This window comes from Anaeromyxobacter sp. PSR-1 (assembly GCF_000964525.1).
GTDB lineage: Bacteria > Myxococcota > Myxococcia > Myxococcales > Anaeromyxobacteraceae > Anaeromyxobacter.
Window position 1 is genome coordinate 24,591 of sequence record NZ_BAZG01000019.1, and the last position, 18,393, is coordinate 42,983.

Here is an 18,393-nt window from a genome sequence, read left to right on the forward strand (position 1 = left end):
GGTGCGCGGGGCCTAGTGGAACTCGCGCTGCGGGCCGCTCATCGGCGACGGCGTGTAGTGGCGGAGCAGGAAGTGGAGGTTCTGGCCGAGCACCTTGCGGAGATCGGTCGGCATCACCAGGGAGGAGATGGACCCGAGCGCCAGGCCTTCCTTCGGGTTCATGAGCTCCTTCTCGTAGCGGCGCCCGAGCGCGGCCTCCTCGCCCTTGAGCCACTCGGCCGCCTCCTTCTCGGCGTCCTTGCGGGCGGCCTCGCCCTCCATCCCGGCGGCGACGCGCTGCTGCGCGCCCTTCTTGGCGCGATCGGCGGCGGCGGCGCGCATCTTGCGGAGCTCGTCCTTGTAGACGAACTCCTTGCCGGCCGGGCCCATCACCGCGAGCCGGGTGGTGGGCAGCGCCAGCACCACGTCGGCGCCGGTGGGGTAGTTGTTGTACGAGGCGTAGGCGCCGCCGAACGCGTTGCGCAGGATGAGCAGGATGCGCGGCGTGCGGACGTCCACGATCGCGTCGAGCATGGAGCGGCCGGCCTGCACGATGCCGCGCGCCTCCTGCTCGCGCCCTGGGAGGAAGCCGGTGGTGTCCTCCATGAAGATGATGGGGATGTTGTAGATGTTGCAGAAGCGCACGAACCTGGCGATCTTCAGCGCGGTGTCGCAGTCGATCTGGCCGGAGCCGACCGCGCTGTTGTTCGCGACGAAGCCGACCACGTGCCCGCCCAGGCGGCCGAACGCGGTGACCACCTCGCGGGCGCGCTCGGGCTGGATCTCGAAGAAGTCGCCGTAGTCGCACACCTGCTGGATGATGATCGACACGTCGAACGGCGTGTTGAAGCCGGTCGGCGAGTTGAACGCCTTCTTCAGCAGGGTGTTGATCTCCCAGGTCTTGCGGTCGAGCGGGTCGCTGGTCTGCTGGAACGGCGCCATCGTCCGGTTGTTGTCCGGGACGTAGTTGAGCAGGCGCACCGCCTGGCGGAGCGCGGCGAGCTCGTCGATGACGGTGAGGTCCGCCACGCCCGAGGCGCCGTGCACCTTCGGGCCGCCCAGATCCTCCGGCGAGATCTCCTCGCCCAGCACCGACTTCACCACGCCCGGGCCGGTGAGGCCGAAGAACGTCTCGGCCGGTTGGATCACGAAGCTGCCCTGGCGCGGAAGGTACGAGCCGCCGCCGGCGTTGAACCCGAACATGCACATGATCGACGGGACCACGCCGCTGATCCGCCGGAGCGCGGTGAACGCCTCGGCGTAGCCGTCGAGGCCGCCCACGCCCGCCGGCACGTAGGCGCCGGCCGAGTCGTTCATGCCGATGAGCGGGATCCCCTTCTCGCCGGCCATGCGGAACAGGCGCGCCAGCTTCGAGCCGTTGGTCGCGTCCATCGAGCCGGCGCGGACGGTGAAGTCGTGCCCGTACACCGCGACGTCGCGGCCGCCGATGTTGAGGATGGCGGTGACGAGGGAGGCGCCGTCGAGGTTCTTGCCCCAGTTCTGGTACAGGACCATCGGCTCCTTGTCCGAGAGGACGCGGATCCGCTCCCACACCGTCATGCGCTTCTTGATGTGCTGCTTCTCGATCTGATCGACGGGGACCGAGCGGATGGGACGCTGGATGAGCTCCCAGCCCTCCTGCATCGCCTCCTCGTAGCCGCCGGTGGCCCTGGCGATCTCGCCGGGGATGGTGAACTCCACCTTCTCGGGCGGATCGAGCGGGTTCGTCAGGGTCGGTTTGATCGCCTTCGTGGTCACGGGCACGGACCTCCAGGAGGTGAGCTGGCGTCGACTGCGGCCCTGCGCGGAACCGCCGCAGTGACCCTCGATTCGAGGTCCACACGGCCCGGCCACCGCCCAGGAAAAACGGGGGCAGAAGTGTGGCAAGGTCGGGTCGTCGGAGCAAGAGGGGGCGCGGATTTTGCCTCGCCGCGTCAAAGACCGACCGGTCCGGTCGGGAACGCGCGATCGCCCGTTCGGACGCTCGCCGGTTCACCCACCGCAAAGTCGGCGGGCCGGGTCATGCCGGTGGACCGGGTCAGGCCGCCACTGCCCACGCCGGCTCGACCGTCACCGCGGCGATCGCAGATGGGCAGGGCAGCCGGAGCAGTGGTGTAGCAGTTGAGGAGCAGTTGGTGCCGGAGTCAGCCTCCGGCGCAGATGGTGCCCGCAGATGGCAGATGGTGCCGGAGTCAGGCCGCCACCGCCCAAGCCAGCCCGACCGCCACCGAGGCGACCGACGCGAGCGCCGGAACGCGTCGGGTGACCAGCGCGAGCCCGGGACCCGCCGCCGCGGCGAGCGCGTCGATCGCGGCCGTGACCGCCGCCATCGCGGCCGTGCTGCCCGCCGCGAAGCCGGCGAGGGTGAGCGCCTTCACCGGCGTGCTCGCGTGCGCCAGCGGCAGGAGCACGAGCAGCGCAGCGGCGCCCGTGATCCCGTGCACCAGCCCCACCGAGAAGACCGCGTGGCGTGCGCCGCGGGTCGCGACGGCAGCCGCCGCGCGCCGCCCGCGGCGGAGCGCCCAGAGGTTCGCCAGGCCCATTGCGACCAGCGCCAGGCCCGCCACGCGCTCGGCCAACGCGTCCACCCGGTGCAGCCCGGTGCCGGAGAAGACCGCGAGCAGCGCCGCCCCGGCCGCGGCGGTACCTGCCGCGTGCCCGAGCCCCCACACGAGCCCGATGCGCCAGGCCCGGCGCCCCTGCCCCACCGAGAGCGGGGCCAGGCTGAGCAGGTGGTCGGGGCCGGAGACGGCGTGCAGCGCGCCGAAGGCTGCGGCGGTGAGCGCGACGGTCATGGACGTCCTCCGTTCGTCCGCGGAGCCGCCCGGCACCCGGGGACGCATGGAGGATGCATCGGAGCGGCGATGGCTTCCAATACATCGTTCGCTGTCTTTTGATAGGCCGCCGCTATCTGCGTCGCCCTGGCGCGGTCGATAGGCGGCGCCGTGTGGCGCGCAACCCTGCACCGATCGTACGATACGCGGGTCCGACGCCGTGTTCGATGAATGGAGCGGACCGATGGAACGATACGGGCTGGACGTTCAGTGGAACCCGGCACGTGACGCCCCCGGCGTCCCTCAGCGCTGCGCGCGATTCCAGGCCGTCGCCCCGCCAGACGCACGCGCATCCGAGTTCCTGTCCTCCCTCGTCGTCGCCGCCGCGGCGGGCGAGCGCGTCGCGTGCGTGGCCGAGGGCGCCTTCGTCGCGCCCACGGAGGTCGCGCGCAACGTCGCGACGCCCGGGATCGCGCCGGCAGGCGCCGGGTTCGTCGTCGCCGCCCGCGGCGCCTCGGCGCTCGCGAGCCTGCTCGAGGAATGGCAGGCCGAGTCGATCTGGATGGCTTTCGGCGGCGAGGAGCGCATCGAGGCCCTCGAGGCCGCCGTGCGCGGGCCGCGCTGGTGGGAGCTGGACCGCTCTCGCGCTCCGCTGGAGGCCGTCTCCCGGCTCGGGTGCGTGATCCGCGTCGCGCTGGATCACGCGTCGCTGGAAGCCTTCGGCGACGTGCCGGCCGTGCTGCGTTTCCTCGATTGCGCGACCCGCGCCGCGAAGGTCTCCTGATCATGGTTCGTCGGCCGGAGCTCGACTTGTACCGGTTCCACGGCCAGGTGCCCGGACGTGGCGGAGGACGTCTGTCCGGTGCTGAAGGAAACCCCTGCGATTCGGTGCTCGCCTCGCCCGCGGCCGGCATTCGTGGAAGCTCCAGACACACGTCCACGGCGCAGACTCACGCGATTGCAGAGGCAGACCCGTGGACGCGATGGGTCGGTAGCGGTCAGTCCGGTGCCGACAGCCCGGCGACCTCGAGTTGGTGGGTCACCCAGGTCGCGTCGCCCACGAACGGAAAGGTGACGAGGTCGACCCGGCGCGTGCGGAGCGACTCCGACAGCGGCAGCGCGAACAGCGCCTGATACGCCTTCCGGCGCTCCGGAGCCGTCCTTCCGAGCGCCAGATACTCCGGCGCATCGGTGATGAGGGCGTTCGGCTCGCCGAAAGCGTAATGGCGGTAGCTCGACCACTTCCAGTCCTTCGGGCTCCTCACCAGCCCCGCCCGCACCGGGTTCAGGTCGCCGTAGCGCATCACTGTGAGCTGGTGGGCGCCGCCTTCCTGGATGCGCGGCGACCGCATACGCTCCATCACCACCTGCCCCCGTCGGTTCCGAACCTTGTTGTACCAGCGCGCGAAGAGCCCGTTGACCACCTGCCAGAAACGGCTGAACTGCACCTGCGCCTGTCGGCACGTGCAGGTGACATGCGGATGGGTGCCCATCAGACAGTACGACTGGATCTCGATGCCGTATCGGTCCTTGTACCGGCCCAACAGTTCCAGGAACTTGTCGCGCGCGCCCGCTTCCTCGAAGACGAACTCGAGATCGTGTGCCCTCCAGGTGCAGTGATTGGACGAGTCGCGCTCGACCATCGCGAACCGCGGGACTCGGGCCATCCCCGGCCGCTACGCAATTTCGGTACCACCCACTGAATGCGGCTTTTCTCGCGAATCTGCTCTCGGCCTCGTCCGCGGAACGACCCCGTGGCCGCGGCGCGAACCACGTCCGCGTTCGCATGGACGTACTCCGGCACCTCGACCCGCTCCGGCACCTCGACCCGAAGACCCGAAGTGAGGGGAGGCTCCGAAATGCATCGAACCGCCCTCATGGTCTATGCTCGACAGGACTTGAAGACGATCTTCCGGTTCCGGTTCGGACTATACGCTGCGGTGGACTAGCCGTAACGGGCGGCACACCAGCAGTCTACGAGTGCGCAACAAGGCGTTAGCGTGATGGCCATCCTCGAGAACTCGCAGACCGTGCTCCTGCAAGATTTCCGGGATTCCTCCGTCCGCTACCTCTTGAACACGGACGCCGGTGTCGTCAGCGAGGCACACGTCATCGATCCCGCGGCAGCCGAGGACAACGCTCTCCAGCGAGGGGGGTCGGCTTTGGCGCATGGCAGAAGCTCCACTTTCGCCATCGCCGCCGGGTTTTCGTGGCGGTCTACTCCACTGGAGAACAGCTCGTGCTCCGCGTCGGGACGTTCGAGGTTCGCTGGCCAGATTCCGAGCTGAAGGTTCGGCGATCGACTGTGTTTGCCCACGTGAAACGATTCCGGGTCTACCGCAGCGAACGGCTTGTTCTCTCGTTTGTTTACCCATTCCTCGATTGGGACGCATTTCCGGACAACGGAGACCTTCTGACGTACGCCGAGCACATCACCAAGACGGCCAACAGGACGATGCGAACGATCCTGCGTTTGAAGGTGATCTCCACGGGGCTGGATCCCATGAGCGAGCGCTACGTCGAGGAGGTCGCTGCGGCCCTCCACGAAGCCGACCGTCGAACCGGGAAGGAGCCGTGATGCGACGACGAGGTGGCCGAGGCGTGTCATCCGCGCTGATGAGACCTCTCGCCGCGCGCTTCTCGCATGACAGCCCGAATGAACGCGCTGCGGTCCTCGCAACGCCTCCACGGTGAAGCCCCGCGAGCACAGCCGCAAGGCTGCAGTGCTTGCACCCGCACTCAGTCCTTGATGAGCCCCGCCGACCTCGCGGCCTGCTCGATGTTCTTGTACGCCTCGGGCGAGGTCGGGATGAAGCGGCTGGCGCGCTGGAGGTCGAGGATGGCCTTGTCCTCGGGCTTCGCGGGATCGAGCGCGAGGAACGCGGCGCGGAGCTTCTCGACGAGCTTCGGGTCGAGGTCGCCGCGGACGGTCCAGTTGTAGTCCTGGTACTCGGGCGTGGTCCAAAGCACGCGGACCTTGCTGGTGTCGATCTTCTTCTCGTCCACGAGCCGCTGCCAGATCGACTCGTTCAGCGCGCCGGCGTCGACCTTGCCGGCCTCGACCCACTTCGCGGTCACGTCGTGCGCGCCGGAGTACGCGACCTTGGCGAAGTCCTTGTCCGGATCGATGCCGGCCTGGAGCAGGAAGTAGCGCGGCATGAGGTGGCCGGAGGTCGAGCTCACCGACCCGAATGCGAAGCTCGCGCCCTTCAGGTCCTTCAGCGACTGCGCCTTGGAGCTGGCGGGCACGATGAACTTCGAGTGGAAGCGGGCGTCTTCGGCGCGCTGCACGATGGGGATCGCGTTCCCGGTGCGGCGCCGCGCCTGCACGAAGGTGAAGCCGCCGTACCAGACCATGTCGAGCTTGCCGGCGGCGAGCCCTTCCACCGTGGCGGCGTAGTCCGTCACCGGCACGAACTTCACCGGGAGCCCGATGTTCTTCTCGAGATACTTGCCGAGCGGCTCGAACTTGCGCTGCAGCTCGGTGGGCGACTCGTCGGGGATGGCGCTGACGCGGAGCGCGTCGAGGGCGCGGGCGGCGGGTGGGACGAGCAGGACGGCGGCGAGGGCGACGGCGGCGAGACGGTGCATCGGCGAGGCTCCGATCCGGGGTGGGGCTCAGGTCGCGTTGGCGAGCCCGGGCGCGCAGGCGGCGCGCGGCGCGGCGCGGCTCGCGGGTCCCGCCAGGATGCGGGCCCGGAGCCAGCCGGAGAACAGGTCCACTGCCGTCACCAGGACCACGATGGCGGCGACCAGCGTCGCCGTGCGGTGGTGCTGGAACAGGTTGAGCGAGACGTGCAGGAGCGCGCCGATGCCGCCCGCCCCGACCACGCCCAGCACCGCCGAGGCGCGGACGGCCACCTCCCAGCGGTAGAGCGTGTACGCGACGAGCTGCGGCCAGGCCTGCGGCAGCGCGGCGAGGAGCGTCGCCGCGAGCGGCCGCGCCCCGGCGCCGCGGAGCGCCGCCACCGGGCCGGGCGGCACCTCCTCGAGCGCCTCCGCGTAGAGGCGCCCGAGCACGCCGGCGTTGTGGATGCCGAGCGCGAGCGCGCCGGCGAACGGGCCGAGGCCCACCGCGAAGATGACGAGCAGCGCCCAGAGCAGCTCCGGAAGCGTGCGGAGCAGGTTCATGGCGCCGCGGGCGCCGGCCGCGAGCGCGAGTCGCGCCCCGGACCGCAGGCGCGAGTCGCCGGGCGCGCCGGCCAGCCCGCGTGTGCCGGGGTGGACCGCGGCGAGCGCGAGACCGAGCCCGAGCACCGACGCGATCGCGCTCCCGAGGATGCTCACCGCCAGCGTCTCGGCCGCGGCGGGGACGAGGGCGCGCAGGAACCCCGGCGAGAGGTCGGGCGGGAACATCGAGCCGAAGAAGCCCGCCGCGCTCCGCAGCGTGGCCCCGGAGAAGAGCTCGCCGAGCGGCAGCTCGAGGTACGCGGCCGCGCCGGCGGCGAGCGCGAGCCAGGTCCCCAGGATCGCGGCGCGCCACCGGAGCGCGCCCGGGCCGGCCGGGAACAGCCCGCGGCTCTCGGCCAGGCGCCGCCGGGCCCACGCGGAGAGGAGGTCCACCGCGGCGACGACTGCGAACAGGGCCAGGACCAGCGTCGCCACCTCGTCGTACGCGAACATCTTCAGCGAGAACTCGAGCTGGACGCCCATCCCGCCCGCGCCCACCAGCCCAAGCACCGCCGAGGCGCGGAGCGCGCAATCGAGCCGGTAGAGCGCGTAGGAGGCGAGCAGCGGCGCCGACCCGGGCAGCACTGCCAGCGCGAACGCGCGGCGCGGCGGCGCGCCCGCGGCGGCGAGGGCGCGGGCCGGCGCGCAGGGCGAGGACTCCCAGATCTCGGCGAACACCTTCCCGACCACGCCGGCGTACCCGATGCCGATGGCCGCCACACCGGCCGCCGGACCGAGCCCGAGCGCGCGGACGAACACGAGGGCCCAGACCAGCTCCGGGACGGAGCGCATCAGGTTGAGCACCGTCCGCGCGGCGAGCCACGCGCCCCGGCGCAGCGGTCCCGGCGCGTCGCCCTCGGCGCGGGCGACGCCGGGCGCGGTGGCGAGCCAGGCGAGCGGCGCCGCGAGCACGAGCGCGAGCGTCATGCCGGCGAGCGCGATGGCGACGGTCTCGACGAGCGGCCGGACCAGGAAGCGCAGGAACTCGGGCGAGTGCGCCGGGGGCCAGAACCCGCGCGCGAAGTCGGCCGCGGCGGCGCGCGCCTCGGGTGCGAGCAGCGCCGCGAGGCTCCCTTCCGACATGCGCCAGGCGACGCCCAGCACGGCCGCGAGCACGAGCCCCGGCCAGCGGAGCAGGAGCGGCAGCGGCGGGCGCTCGTGCAGGACGGCCGCGCTCACGGCGGCACCTCGGCGCGCGCGACCTCGAGGAAGGCCCGCGCCGCCGCGCCCGGGCCGGGGCTGCGCCGCGCCACCGCGAACACGTGGCGCGGGATCGAGAGCCCCTCCACGCGCACGGCGCGCACGTGCCCGCCGCGGAGGTCGTCCTCCACCGCGCGCCGCGAGACGAACGCGACGCCCATGCCCGACACCACCGCGGCCTTCAGCGCCACGAGCGCGCCGGCCTCCAGCACCACCGCGGCAGGGTCGAGCGCCACGCCCATGTTCGCGAGGTGCTGCTCGACGACCGCGCGCGTGCCGGAGCCGCGCTCGCGATCCACCCGCGGCAGCCGCGCCGCGACGTCGAGCGCGATGGGCTCGGGCGGCAGCTCCAGCGCGGGCGCGGCCACGAGCACGATCTCGTCGCGGGCCACGTCCTCGTAGGCGAGCGCCGGATCGTCGTCGCGCGCGCCCACGAACCCGAGGTCGAGCGAGCCCGCGCGCACCTGCTCCGTCACCGCGGCCGAGTCGGTGAGGCTCAGGCTCACCCGCGTGCCCGGGTAGGCGCGCGCGAACGCGCGGACAATCGGCGGCAGGAGGTGCTCCCCGGGCGTGCTGGACGCGCCGATCCGGAGCGTGCCGCCGGGCGCGACCTCCGGATCGGAGGGTGGCCGGGCCGCGGGCGCGCGCGCCGGGACCGCGGCGCCGCGCTGGGCCTCGTACAGCTCGCCGAGGTCGCGCAACGTGAGCGACGAGGCCGGCTTGTCGAACGCGAGCGCCCCCTCGCGCAGGCCGACGACCCGGTCCACGTGGGCGAGGAGCGGCTCGATCCGGTGGGTGGAGACGACCAGCGTGCGGCCCGCGAACGCGCGCGCGAACAGCGCGGCGATCTCCGCGGCACGGGCCGGGTCCACCGAGGCGAGCGGCTCGTCGGCGAGGATCAGCTCCGGATCCTGGTAGAGCGTGCGGGCGATGGCGACGCGCTGCTGTTCGCCGCCGGAGAGTCGGTCCACACGCTCGAAGATCTTCACGCCGATGCCGACCTGGTCGAGCACCGCGCGGACGCGCGCCGCCTCGCGCCGCGAGACGAGCGCGGCGAGCGTGCGCGCGAGCGACGTGCGGCCGAGCCGCCCCGCGACCACGTTCTGCATGGCGGTGGCCTGCGGGACGAGGAGCAGCTGCTGGTGCACGGTGCCGATGCGCGCGCGCAGCGCGCGGAGCCGGCGCGCGTCGGCGGCGGCCACGGGCTGCCCCAGCACGTGCACCGTGCCCTCCGACGGCGCGAGCGAGGTGTCGAAGAGCCGGAGCAGCGTGGACTTCCCGGCGCCGCTCGGGCCGAGCAGGGCGACGCGCTCGCCGCGGCGGATCTCCAGGGTCAGCGGCCGGAGCGCGCGCACCGCCCCGTAGGCGCGCCCGGCGCCGCGGAGCGCGAGCGCGGGCCCCGGGGCCGGCGAGCTTGCGGCGTCCGGCCCCGCGACGGGACCCTCGCGGGCGGCTTCCGGGCGCGGCGACATGCCGGGCTGTGTAGTGGCGGATCGGTCGCCGGGCAAGCTTCGCGGGACCCGCGGGGGCCGTCAGCGGGGGACGCGGGCGGTCCGTTACTCCGGCACCGGCTGGTCCGTTACTCCGGCACCGGCTCCTCTCCGGCACCGGCTCCTTCGGGCGGTCCGTTAGTCCGGCACCGGCAGCACCGGCAGCACCGGCAGCTCCGGCAGCTGTTTGCTCCGGCACCGCCGGCGTTTGCTCCGGCACCGCCGGCGGGCGGTTCGCTACCGCACCTCCCGGAGGCCCAGCGCCTCCCGGATCTCGCGCGCCTTCGCCTGCACCTTGCCCGCGTTCCGCGGCCCCATGCGCAGGAGGTGCTTCTCGACCGCGCCGAGGTGCTCGAGCGCCGGATCCGCGTAGGCCCATCCGGCCCCGGCCTCGGCGTGCGGGACGACGGCCACCGGCCCCGCCGGGCGCGGCGCCGCCTCGAGCCGGTGGAGCGCGCGGGCCGTGACGCGGTCCAGCACGGCGTCCGGGTAGCCGAGCAGCCGGTAGGCGGACTCGACTGCCGGGCGGAGCGCGCGGTAGGCGGTGGCGACCGCCTTCGCGTCGAGGGACGCCACTGCGTCGGCGAAGCGGTCGTAGCGGGCGTAGGAGGCGGGGGCGATCACCTGGCGGCCGCCCTGCTCAGCCACCGAGAACGGCTGCTCCGGGGCGAGGAAGGGGAGCTGCTTCCGGGGCGAGACGCCCTCGGCCAGGTTGTCGGTGAGCACCGCCCAGAGCCGGACGAGGTCGCCCCCCGCACCGAGCCAGCGGCGGTACTCCGGATCGGGCGAGGCGGCCTCGAGGAGCGACTTCACCTGCGCCGGGTCCGCCTGGACCGCGGCCGATGGGGCGCCGGCCGGGGGGCTCGCCGTTGGGGCGGCTTGCTCCGGCACCGCCGGCGGGGGCGGGGGCGACGCCCGTTGACGGTGGAACCAGAAGTAGGCGATCGCGCCGGCGACGGCGAGCGCGAGCACGATGGCCGCGACGTCGCCGCCGCGAAGCGGGCGGCGCTCGGGCTGGGTGGGATCGGGCATGCGAACTGGATCGCTCCGTTCGGCGGGGCGCGCCAGCCCCCGCTTCGAGCCGGGGCTCCTCGATGTCAGACCCCCCTGCTATTGCGTTCAGGTCGAAGGATGGAGGTGCAACGATGCGCGAACGCATGAAGACCCCGGCCCCCTGCGGCCCGATCACCGGCAACCGCCGCCTGGGCGACCCGGTGCACGAGGTGCGGGCCGCCCTGGACCGCTCGCTCGACCCCGCCTGCCGCCGCCGAGCCGAGCGGCGCGTCCGCATGATCGCGGCGCTGCTCGATGGCGGGGCACCGACGCTGGACGTGTGACGGCGCGCTTGACGGCGCAGCGGGGCGGCCGTTCTCTCTCGCCCATGCCGCCCCGCGCGCTGCACCGCCCGCCCGCCCGCACTGGCCGAACCGCCCCGGCGACCCGCCCTCCGTCCCCGGACGCGCCCGGGCGCTTCGACGCCGCCTACTACCGGCGCCATTACCGCGGAAAGGACCGCGTCCACTCGGCGGCGGAGATCGCGCGGCTGGCGGGCGGGGTGTGCGGGCTCGCCGGATGGCTCGGGGTGGAGGTGCGCTCGGTGCTCGACGTGGGCGCGGGCACCGGGCTGTGGCGGGCCTGGCTGCGCCGCCACCGGCCCGACGCCACCTACCGCTCCATCGACGTGTCGTCGTACGCCTGCGCGCGCTACGGGCACGAGGAGCGCGACATCTCGCGGTGGCGGGCGCGCGAGCGCTTCGACCTCGTGGTCTGCCACGGGGTCCTGCACTACCTCGACGACCGCGCCGCGGCTCGGGCCATCGACAACCTGGGCGCGATGTGCCGCGGGCTCCTCTACCTCGAGGTGATCACGCGCGCCGACCTCGAGACGGTGGTCGACCTCGAGCGCACCGACACGGCGATGCGCCGGCGCACCGGCGCGTGGTACCGGCGGCGGCTGGCGCGGCATTTCGTGCAGGTGGGCGCGGGCCTGTGGGCGGCGCGCCGGGCCGGCCTGCCGTTCTACGAGCTCGAGGCCGCGCGCGGCTGATCGCGCCGCGGTCCTCCGCGCGCCTCCGGGCGCGACGCGCGCGCACGCGCGGGTGAAGGCGCGGACGATCGCGGTTAGATCCCTCGCACCATGACCTCTCCGATCCCGCAGCGGCGCCGCCTCGGCGCCACGGACCTCTCCGTCTTCCCCGTCTGCCTTGGCGGCAACGTGTTCGGCTGGACCGCCGATCGCGCCGCCAGCTTCGCCGTGCTCGACGCCTACCGCGAGGCGGGCGGGAACTTCGTGGACACCGCCGACATCTACAGCGCGTGGGTGCCCGGCCACCGCGGCGGCGAGTCCGAGGCGGTCATCGGCGAGTGGCTGCGGGAGCGGCGCTGCCGCGACGAGGTGGTCGTCGCCACGAGGTCGGCATGGGCGGCCCGGACGCGGCGGCGGGCCTCTCGGCCGACAAGATCGCGCACGCCTGCGACGGCTCGCTGCGGCGGCTCGGGGTCGAGCGGATCGACCTCTACTACGCGCACCGCGACGACCCGGCGACGCCGCTGGAGGAGACGCTGGAGGCGTTCGACCGGCTGGTGCGGGCGGGCAAGGTGCGCCACCTCGGCGCCTCCAACTACGCGGCCCCGCGGCTCGCGGCGGCGCTCGACCTCTCGGCGCGCGCCGGCCTGGCGCCGTTCGCGGTGCTCCAGCCCGAGTACAACCTGGTCGCGCGCGGCGGCTACGAGGGCGCGCTCGCCGACCTGTGCGCGGCGCGCGGGTTGGGCGTGTGCACCTACTACGCGCTCGCGTCCGGCTTCCTCACCGGCAAGTACGGTCCGGGCCTGCCGCCGCCCACCGCCCGCGCCGGCAAGGTGAACGCGCTCCTCGCCGACCCGAAGGCGATGGCGGCGCTGGCCGCGGCGCGCGAGGTGGCGCGGGCCCACGGCGCGACCGTGGCGCAGGTCGCGCTCGCGTGGCAGCTGCAGAGCCCGCGGGTCACGACCCCCATCGCCAGCGCGACGAGCGCGGCGCAGGTGCGGGAGCTGTCCGGCGCCGTCCGGATCGCGCTCACGGCGGAGGACGTGGCGCGGCTGGAGGGTGCGGGCGGGCGCTGACCGCTCGGCTCAGGCCGGCAGGGCCGCGGCGCTCGCCGGCGGTGCCGAGACGCCCGCGAGCGACTTCCGGTAGCGGTTCAGGTCCCGGACCGTGTCGAAGCTCTCGCCGAGGAGCGCCGAGAGGCTGCGCAGCATGGTCCGCACCACCCGCCGCTCGCAGGCCTCGTCGAAGCGGATCTGGCCGTCGAGCCAGCGGTCGAGCCAGCCCGGATCCGGCAACCGGCTCTGCACGGTGTCGCGCGGGAACAGCTGCTGGTTCACGTGCAGGTTGGTGGGGTGGAGCGGCTTGCCGCTGCGGCCGCTGCTCGCCATGAGGACGCCGAGCTTCGCGAAGGCGGCGCGCGCGGCGTCGCCGTGGCGCTCGACGGCCTGGCGCATGTACCGGAGGTACGCGCCGCCGTGGCGCCCCTCGTCTTGCGAGATGAGGCCGTAGACCTGCTTCAGCACGGGCTCGGTGTGCCACTCGGCGGCGCGCCGGTACCACTGGGTGAGCCGGATCTCGCCGCAGAAGTGGAGCGCGAGCGTCTCCAGCGCGGGCGCCGGGTCGAACTCGAAGCGGACCGCGTGCAGCTCGTCCTCGGTCGGCACGAGGTCGGGGCGGAAGCGGCGCAGGTACTCCATGAGCACCAGGGCGTGCTTCTGCTCCTCGTAGAACCAGATCGACATGAACGCCGAGAAGTCGCTGTCGTGCCGGTTGTCGCGCAGGAACATCTCGGTCGCGGGCAGCGCCGACCACTCGGTGATGGCGTTCATCTTCACCGTGAGCGCCTGCTCGTCGGAGAGCGCGGCCGCGTCGAAGCTCGCCCACGGCACGTCGTCCTCCAGGCTCCAGCGGGCGCGCTCCAGGGACCTGAACAGCTCGGGATACAGCACGTGGGCACCTCGTCGTCGGGAAGGCCCACTTGCCTATGGGGGGCGTGTGATGGGCGTGTCACGGCGCAGACACGCGGATGGGGCGTCTCGTGCCGCGGCGCGGCACGAAAGCCCTTCGGACCCGCTGACTCCGGCACCCCGGTTCTGACTCCGGCACCCTGGCTCTCCCCCTGACTCCGGCACCCCGGTTCTCGCCGGGCCTGACTCCGGCACCCCGGCTCCCCCCGGCTCGCCGGCCTGACTCCGGCACCCCGGCTCCCTGACTCCGGCACCCCGGCTCCCTGACTCCGGCACCCCGGCTCCACCCCGGCTCCACCCGGCTCCCTGCCCCCGAGGCAGCCGACCACACCCCGCGCGGGTTACAGCAGCCCGCGCAGGAATGCCCGTGACTCCGGCACACCGGCGAGGCGGAGCGTGGCGCGGCTGGGGGCGGGGCCCACGTGCACCGAGATGGCACCCGGGGGCAGCGCCGCGAACATGTCCTCGTCGGTGCGGTCGTCCCCGAGGGCGGCGAGCAGGCTCCCCTCGGGCGAGGCCGCCGCGGCGCGCGCCACCACCTTGCCCTTGTCCACGCCCTGCGGCCGCACCTCGACCACCAGGGCGCCGGGCAGGATCTCCACCGGCGCGTTGGAGAGCACCGTCGAGAGGTGGAGCATGAGGTCGTGCGCCTGCGCCGCCCCGAAGTCCGGATCGGCGGTGCGGTAGTGCCAGGCGAACCCGGCCGACTTCTCCTCCACCAGCGAGCCCGGCGTGCGCGCCGCGAACTCCTCGAGGATGGCGCGGGCCGGCTCGCGCCAGGCGGTCGAGACGGAGGCCGCGAGCTGCCAGGCGGTGCCGGGCAGCTTCGACCAGTAGCCGTGCTCGGCGTGGAGGCCGATCCCGAGATCGCCGAACCAGCGGTCCACCGTGTCGCGCTGGCGCCCGGTGACGAGGTGGACCGAGTAGCCCGGGTGCCGGCCGAGCTCGCGCAGCAGGTCGCGCAGCTCGCGATCGGGCCGCGCCAGCTCGGGGGTGGGCGCGAACGGCACCAGCGTCCCGTCGTAGTCGAGCAGCAGCGTGGCGTGCGGCGCCGACCGGAGCCGGGTCACCGCCTCCTGGATCGCCGGGCGCGCGGACACCTCCAGGCCGTGCGGCGCGGTGGCCGTCGCGGGCGCCCGCAGCCGGTCGAGGAACGTCCGCGCCCACCAGTGGACGTCGTAGCGCGTGACCCGCCGGCGCAGCCCCGCCATGCGGGTGCGCCGCTCGTCCTCCGGCATCTCCAGCGCGCGCAGGATCGCCGCCGCGGTGCCCTCCGCGTCGTACGGGTTCACCTGCACCGCCTCGGCCAGCTCGGCCGCCGCGCCGGTGAACTCCGACAGCACCAGCACGCCGTCGCCGTCGCCGCGCACCGCCACGAACTCCTTCGCCACCAGGTTCATGCCGTCGCGGATGGGCGTGACCAGCATCACGTCCGCCGCGCGGTAGAGCGCCACCACCTGCGGGCGGCTGAGCCCGCGCGACAGGTAGTGGATGGGCGACCAGGTCGGCGTGGCGAACGCGCCGTGGATGCGGCCGACGAGCCCGTCCACCTGCTCGCGGAACTGCTGGTAGGCGCCGACCTCGGTGCGGGACGGGACGGCCACCTGCACCAGCCGCACCTTGCCGCGCAGCTCCGGGTGGTCGCGCAGCAGCTTCTCGTAGGCGAGCAGGCGGCGGGGGATGCCCTTCGTGTAGTCGAGCCGGTCGATCCCCACGAGCAGGTGGGTCCCGTCCTGCCGCAGGCCGCGGAACTCCTCCTCCACCTCGGGCGTGTGCGCCGTGCCGGCGAAGTCGGCCGCGTCCACGCCCATCGGGAACACGCCGATGCGGACCTCGCGCCCGCGCCAGCGGATCCGGTCCACGTCGGTCCAGGCGCCGAGCACGCGCAGCACCGACGAGGAGAAGTGGCGCATGTAGGACGCCGTGTGAAACCCGATCAGATCGGCGCCGAGCATGCCCTCGAGCAGCGCCTCGCGCTGCGGCAGCACGCGGAACACGTCGGACGACGGGAAGGGGATGTGCAGGAAGAAGCCGATGCGCGCGTCGGGGAGCCGCTCCCGCAGGAGCGCCGGCAGGCGGAGCAGCTGGTAGTCGTGGACCCAGATGACGTCGCCGGGCCGCGCGGTGGCCGCGACCGCGTCGGCGAAGCGCGCGTTGACGCGCTCGTACTCGGCGGCGCCGCCCATCTCCAGCGGCACCTCGCCCAGGAACGAGTGGAACACCGGCCAGAGCAGCGCGTTCGAGTAGTCCTGGTAGTAGCGCTGCACCTCCTCGGGCGTGAGGTGCACCGGCACGAGCCGCAGGTCCGAGAGCCGGGCCTCCACGCGGGCCAGCTGCTCCGGCTCCAGCCCGCCGAGATCGCCCGGCCAGCCGACCCAGGGCCCGCCCCCCTGCTCGTGGGGGCGGCGCAGCCCCGTGGCGAGGCCCCCCACGCTGGGCACCACGCGGACGCCGTCCTGCGCGCGCTCCACGGTCACGGGCAGCCGGTTCGACACGATCACCACGCGCGACATCGCACCTTCCTTCGCAGGATCCGGGGATCCGCGCCCGGCGCGCTCGGGGCGCGGCAACCGGTCGCGGTGAAGCCCGATCCTACCAGCCCGCTCCGTTGGTGTCCCAAGCGATCCACGCACGGGGCGCCGGGCGTACCTGGGGTGCTTTGACCGGCCGCCCTCCGGGCGCTACGGTGGTCGTCCCCCGCCGAGAGGAGGCCGATCATGTGGGAAGCGGTCGCGATCACGTTCCGCGAGTCGTTCCAGCGGCTCGCCGTCAACGCCGCGCGGCTGGTGCCCGGCCTGCTCGCCACGCTCGTCTTCGCGCTGCTCTCGCTCGCGCTCGCGTGGGCCTGCGCGCGCCTGGTGCGCCGGATCCTGAAGGCGGTCCAGCTCGATCGCCTCCTGCGCCGGTGGGCGCCCGCCGAGGACCGCGCCCGCCTGCCCTCGCTCGTCACCGGGGCCACCCGCTTCACGTTCTGGCTGGTCTTCGCCGTGGGCCTCGCGCTCAGCCTGACGTCGGTCGAGTCGCGCTGGACCAGCGCGCTCGCCGAGCGCGTGCTCGCGTTCGCCCCCAGCGTCATCGTGGCGGGCGTGCTGTTCGCCGCGGCCGTGGCGCTGTCGCGGTGGGTGGAGGCGAGCGTGCTGGTGAGCGCGGTGAACATGCAGATCCGCTCGGCGCGGCTGCTCGCCACCGGCGCGCGCTGGCTGGTGACGGTGCTGGGCGGCGCCATGGCGCTGCAGCACCTCGGGGTGGGCGGCGCGCTCGTCACCATCTCCTTCTCGATCCTGTTCGGCGGCATCGTGCTGGCGCTGGCGCTGGCGGTGGGGCTCGGCTCGCGCGAGGTGGTGACCCGCTCCTGGGAGCGGCGCCTGCGCGATCGCGACGAGGCGCACCACGACGAGGAGCCGCCCCGCATCGCCCACCTGTAGCCCGGTCCGCCGCGCCGCACGCGCGTCACCGCCTCCGCGGGCACCCCCCGGGGACGCGTCGAGTTCGGTTGCTAGTAAGTGGATACTCACTTACATAGCGGCCATGAGACAGCTCGCCGCAGCGCCCCGCGCGCGCAAGCCGGGCCCGGATCGCCGCCGGGAGATCGCCGACGCCGCCCTGCGGGTGATCGCCGCCCAGGGCGCCTCGCACTTCACCGCGCTCGCCATCGCCCGCGAGGTCGGCGTGAGCGACGCGGCGCTGTTCCGGCACTTCCCCACCAAGGAGGCCATCGCGGCCGCGGCCATCGACCGGGTCGAGGAGCTGCTGTTCGAGGGCTTCCCGCCGGAGCAGGCCGATCCGCTGGAGCGGCTGGGCGCGTTCTTCCGGCGGCGCGTCGCGGCCATCCGCGCGAACCCGGGCATCGCGCGGCTGTTCGCCTGCGACGAGCTGGGCCAGGTCGCGGGCGCGGCCGGGATCGCCCGCCTCACCGCCTTCCGCCGCCGCTCCACCGGGTTCGTGCGCGCGTGCCTCGACGAGGCGGAGCGCGGCGGCGTGCTCGCGGACGGGGTGGGCGCCGAGGAGGCGCAGGTGATGGTGATCGGCGCGCTGCTCGCGCTGGCCCACGCGCCCGCCGCCGCCCCGCGCCCGCCCGAGCTCTCCGAGCGCGTGTGGCGCACCCTCGAGACCTTCCTGCGCCGGCCCGCGGGCCGCGCGACCGCCGCGGGGCGCCGTCCTCCGCGGTCCCCCCCGACCCGACGGCACGACCAGAGGTGACCCCGTGAACGTGAAGCTCCTCCCCTCCCTCTCCCTGACGCTCGCGCTCGGCGCGCTGCTCTCGCCCGCCGTCGTCCGCGCCCACTGCGACACGCTCGACGGCCCGGTGGTGGTGGCCGCGAAGGCGGCGCTCGAGTCCGGCAAGCTCGCCCCGGTGCTGGCGTGGGTGCAGCCGGCCGACGAGGCCGAGATCAAGGCCGCGTTCGCGAAGACCCGCGCCGCGCGCAAGGCCGGCCCCGACGCCCGCGAGGTGGCCGACCGCTGGTTCCTCGAGACGCTGGTGCGCGTGCACCGCGCCGGCGAGGGCGCGCCGTACACCGGCCTGAAGCCCGCCGGCGGCGACCTCGACCCGGCCGTCGCGGCCATGGACCGGGCCATCGCGAAGGGCAACCCGGCCGAGGTGGAGCGGCTGCTCCAGGCGGCGGTGCACCAGGGGCTGGAGGCGCGCTGGAGCCGGCTCGCCGCCGAGAAGGCGCCCGCCGACGACGTGGCCGCCGGCCGCCGCTGGGTGGCCGCGTACGTGCCGCTGGTCCACTGGGCCGAGGGCGTGAACGCCGCCGCGACCCAGGGCGGCGCCCACGCGGCGC

General features: G+C 73.9%; 17 protein-coding genes and 1 pseudogene. 9 read left to right on the forward strand and 9 right to left on the reverse strand.

The window, feature by feature from the left end; translation table 11 throughout:
• Positions 1-12 precede the first annotated feature (12 nt).
• Both PSR1_RS05505 and PSR1_RS05510 read right to left on the reverse strand, forming a co-directional pair.
• Entirely contained in the window at positions 13-1,737 is a 1,725-nt protein-coding gene (locus PSR1_RS05505) for an acyl-CoA carboxylase subunit beta (RefSeq protein ID WP_059436626.1), read from the reverse strand.
• 434 nt (positions 1,738-2,171) lie between these two features.
• On the reverse strand, positions 2,172-2,774 hold the full coding sequence (locus PSR1_RS05510) for a hypothetical protein (RefSeq protein ID WP_059436627.1): 603 nt from the start codon (positions 2,772-2,774) through the stop codon (positions 2,172-2,174).
• Between the two features lie 223 nt (positions 2,775-2,997).
• Here PSR1_RS05510 and PSR1_RS05515 point away from each other — a divergent pair, with 223 nt between their 5' ends.
• Positions 2,998-3,537, forward strand: a complete 540-nt coding sequence (locus PSR1_RS05515; protein ID WP_152643310.1) for a hypothetical protein — start codon at positions 2,998-3,000, stop codon at positions 3,535-3,537.
• 214 nt (positions 3,538-3,751) lie between these two features.
• Here PSR1_RS05515 and PSR1_RS05520 read toward each other — a convergent pair whose 3' ends face one another.
• On the reverse strand, positions 3,752-4,396 hold the full coding sequence (locus tag PSR1_RS05520; RefSeq protein WP_237757830.1) for a transposase: 645 nt from the start codon (positions 4,394-4,396) through the stop codon (positions 3,752-3,754).
• A gap of 566 nt (positions 4,397-4,962) precedes the next feature.
• Between PSR1_RS05520 and PSR1_RS05530 the strand changes: the two genes are divergently transcribed.
• A complete protein-coding gene (locus PSR1_RS05530) occupies positions 4,963-5,331 on the forward strand; it encodes a hypothetical protein (protein WP_152643311.1) in 369 nt (122 codons plus the stop codon).
• Positions 5,332-5,492: 161 nt separating this feature from the next.
• Here PSR1_RS05530 and PSR1_RS05535 read toward each other — a convergent pair whose 3' ends face one another.
• The 4 genes from PSR1_RS05535 to PSR1_RS05550 all read right to left on the reverse strand — a co-directional run bounded on the left by PSR1_RS05535 (position 5,493) and on the right by PSR1_RS05550 (position 10,645).
• Entirely contained in the window at positions 5,493-6,344 is an 852-nt protein-coding gene (locus PSR1_RS05535) for a putative selenate ABC transporter substrate-binding protein (protein WP_059436632.1), read from the reverse strand.
• A gap of 27 nt (positions 6,345-6,371) precedes the next feature.
• Positions 6,372-8,102 (reverse strand): ABC transporter permease, encoded by a 1,731-nt coding sequence (locus tag PSR1_RS05540; protein ID WP_059436633.1) that lies wholly within the window; start codon positions 8,100-8,102, stop codon positions 6,372-6,374.
• A complete protein-coding gene (locus tag PSR1_RS05545) occupies positions 8,099-9,595 on the reverse strand; it encodes a LysR substrate-binding domain-containing protein (RefSeq protein ID WP_059436634.1) in 1,497 nt (498 codons plus the stop codon). Before PSR1_RS05545 ends, PSR1_RS05540 begins: the two co-directional genes overlap by 4 nt.
• A gap of 255 nt (positions 9,596-9,850) precedes the next feature.
• A complete protein-coding gene (locus PSR1_RS05550) occupies positions 9,851-10,645 on the reverse strand; it encodes a DUF3014 domain-containing protein (protein ID WP_059436635.1) in 795 nt (264 codons plus the stop codon).
• A 113-nt stretch (positions 10,646-10,758) separates the two neighbouring features.
• Between PSR1_RS05550 and PSR1_RS05555 the strand changes: the two genes are divergently transcribed.
• From PSR1_RS05555 to PSR1_RS05565, 4 genes and pseudogenes are all read left to right on the forward strand, one after another.
• Positions 10,759-10,950: a hypothetical protein gene (locus tag PSR1_RS05555; protein WP_059436636.1), complete on the forward strand. Its 192-nt coding sequence runs from the start codon at positions 10,759-10,761 to the stop codon at positions 10,948-10,950.
• Positions 10,951-10,994: 44 nt separating this feature from the next.
• Positions 10,995-11,660 (forward strand): class I SAM-dependent methyltransferase, encoded by a 666-nt coding sequence (locus PSR1_RS05560; RefSeq protein WP_059436637.1) that lies wholly within the window; start codon positions 10,995-10,997, stop codon positions 11,658-11,660.
• A gap of 90 nt (positions 11,661-11,750) precedes the next feature.
• Positions 11,751-11,969, forward strand: a pseudogene (locus PSR1_RS24800) (aldo/keto reductase); the annotation flags it as partial.
• 62 nt (positions 11,970-12,031) lie between these two features.
• The gene (locus PSR1_RS05565; RefSeq protein WP_272946331.1) at positions 12,032-12,715 is read left to right on the forward strand and encodes an aldo/keto reductase; all 684 of its coding nucleotides are present in this window, start codon (positions 12,032-12,034) and stop codon (positions 12,713-12,715) included.
• A 9-nt stretch (positions 12,716-12,724) separates the two neighbouring features.
• Here the strand turns inward: PSR1_RS05565 and PSR1_RS05570 are convergent, their stop codons facing one another.
• Both PSR1_RS05570 and PSR1_RS05575 read right to left on the reverse strand, forming a co-directional pair.
• Positions 12,725-13,588 (reverse strand): ferritin, encoded by an 864-nt coding sequence (locus PSR1_RS05570; RefSeq protein WP_059436638.1) that lies wholly within the window; start codon positions 13,586-13,588, stop codon positions 12,725-12,727.
• A gap of 359 nt (positions 13,589-13,947) precedes the next feature.
• Positions 13,948-16,119 carry a bifunctional alpha,alpha-trehalose-phosphate synthase (UDP-forming)/trehalose-phosphatase gene (locus PSR1_RS05575; protein ID WP_059436639.1) on the reverse strand — a complete coding sequence of 724 codons (2,172 nt, stop codon included), beginning with the start codon at positions 16,117-16,119 and terminating at the stop codon, positions 13,948-13,950.
• A 204-nt stretch (positions 16,120-16,323) separates the two neighbouring features.
• Between PSR1_RS05575 and PSR1_RS05580 the strand changes: the two genes are divergently transcribed.
• From PSR1_RS05580 to PSR1_RS05590, 3 genes are all read left to right on the forward strand, one after another.
• The gene (locus PSR1_RS05580; RefSeq protein ID WP_059436640.1) at positions 16,324-17,031 is read left to right on the forward strand and encodes a hypothetical protein; all 708 of its coding nucleotides are present in this window, start codon (positions 16,324-16,326) and stop codon (positions 17,029-17,031) included.
• 103 nt (positions 17,032-17,134) lie between these two features.
• Positions 17,135-17,806 carry a TetR/AcrR family transcriptional regulator gene (locus tag PSR1_RS05585; RefSeq protein WP_059436641.1) on the forward strand — a complete coding sequence of 224 codons (672 nt, stop codon included), beginning with the start codon at positions 17,135-17,137 and terminating at the stop codon, positions 17,804-17,806.
• Between the two features lie 4 nt (positions 17,807-17,810).
• A partial coding sequence (locus tag PSR1_RS05590) for a DUF6448 family protein (protein WP_059436642.1) occupies positions 17,811-18,393 on the forward strand: 583 nt, incomplete at its 3' end.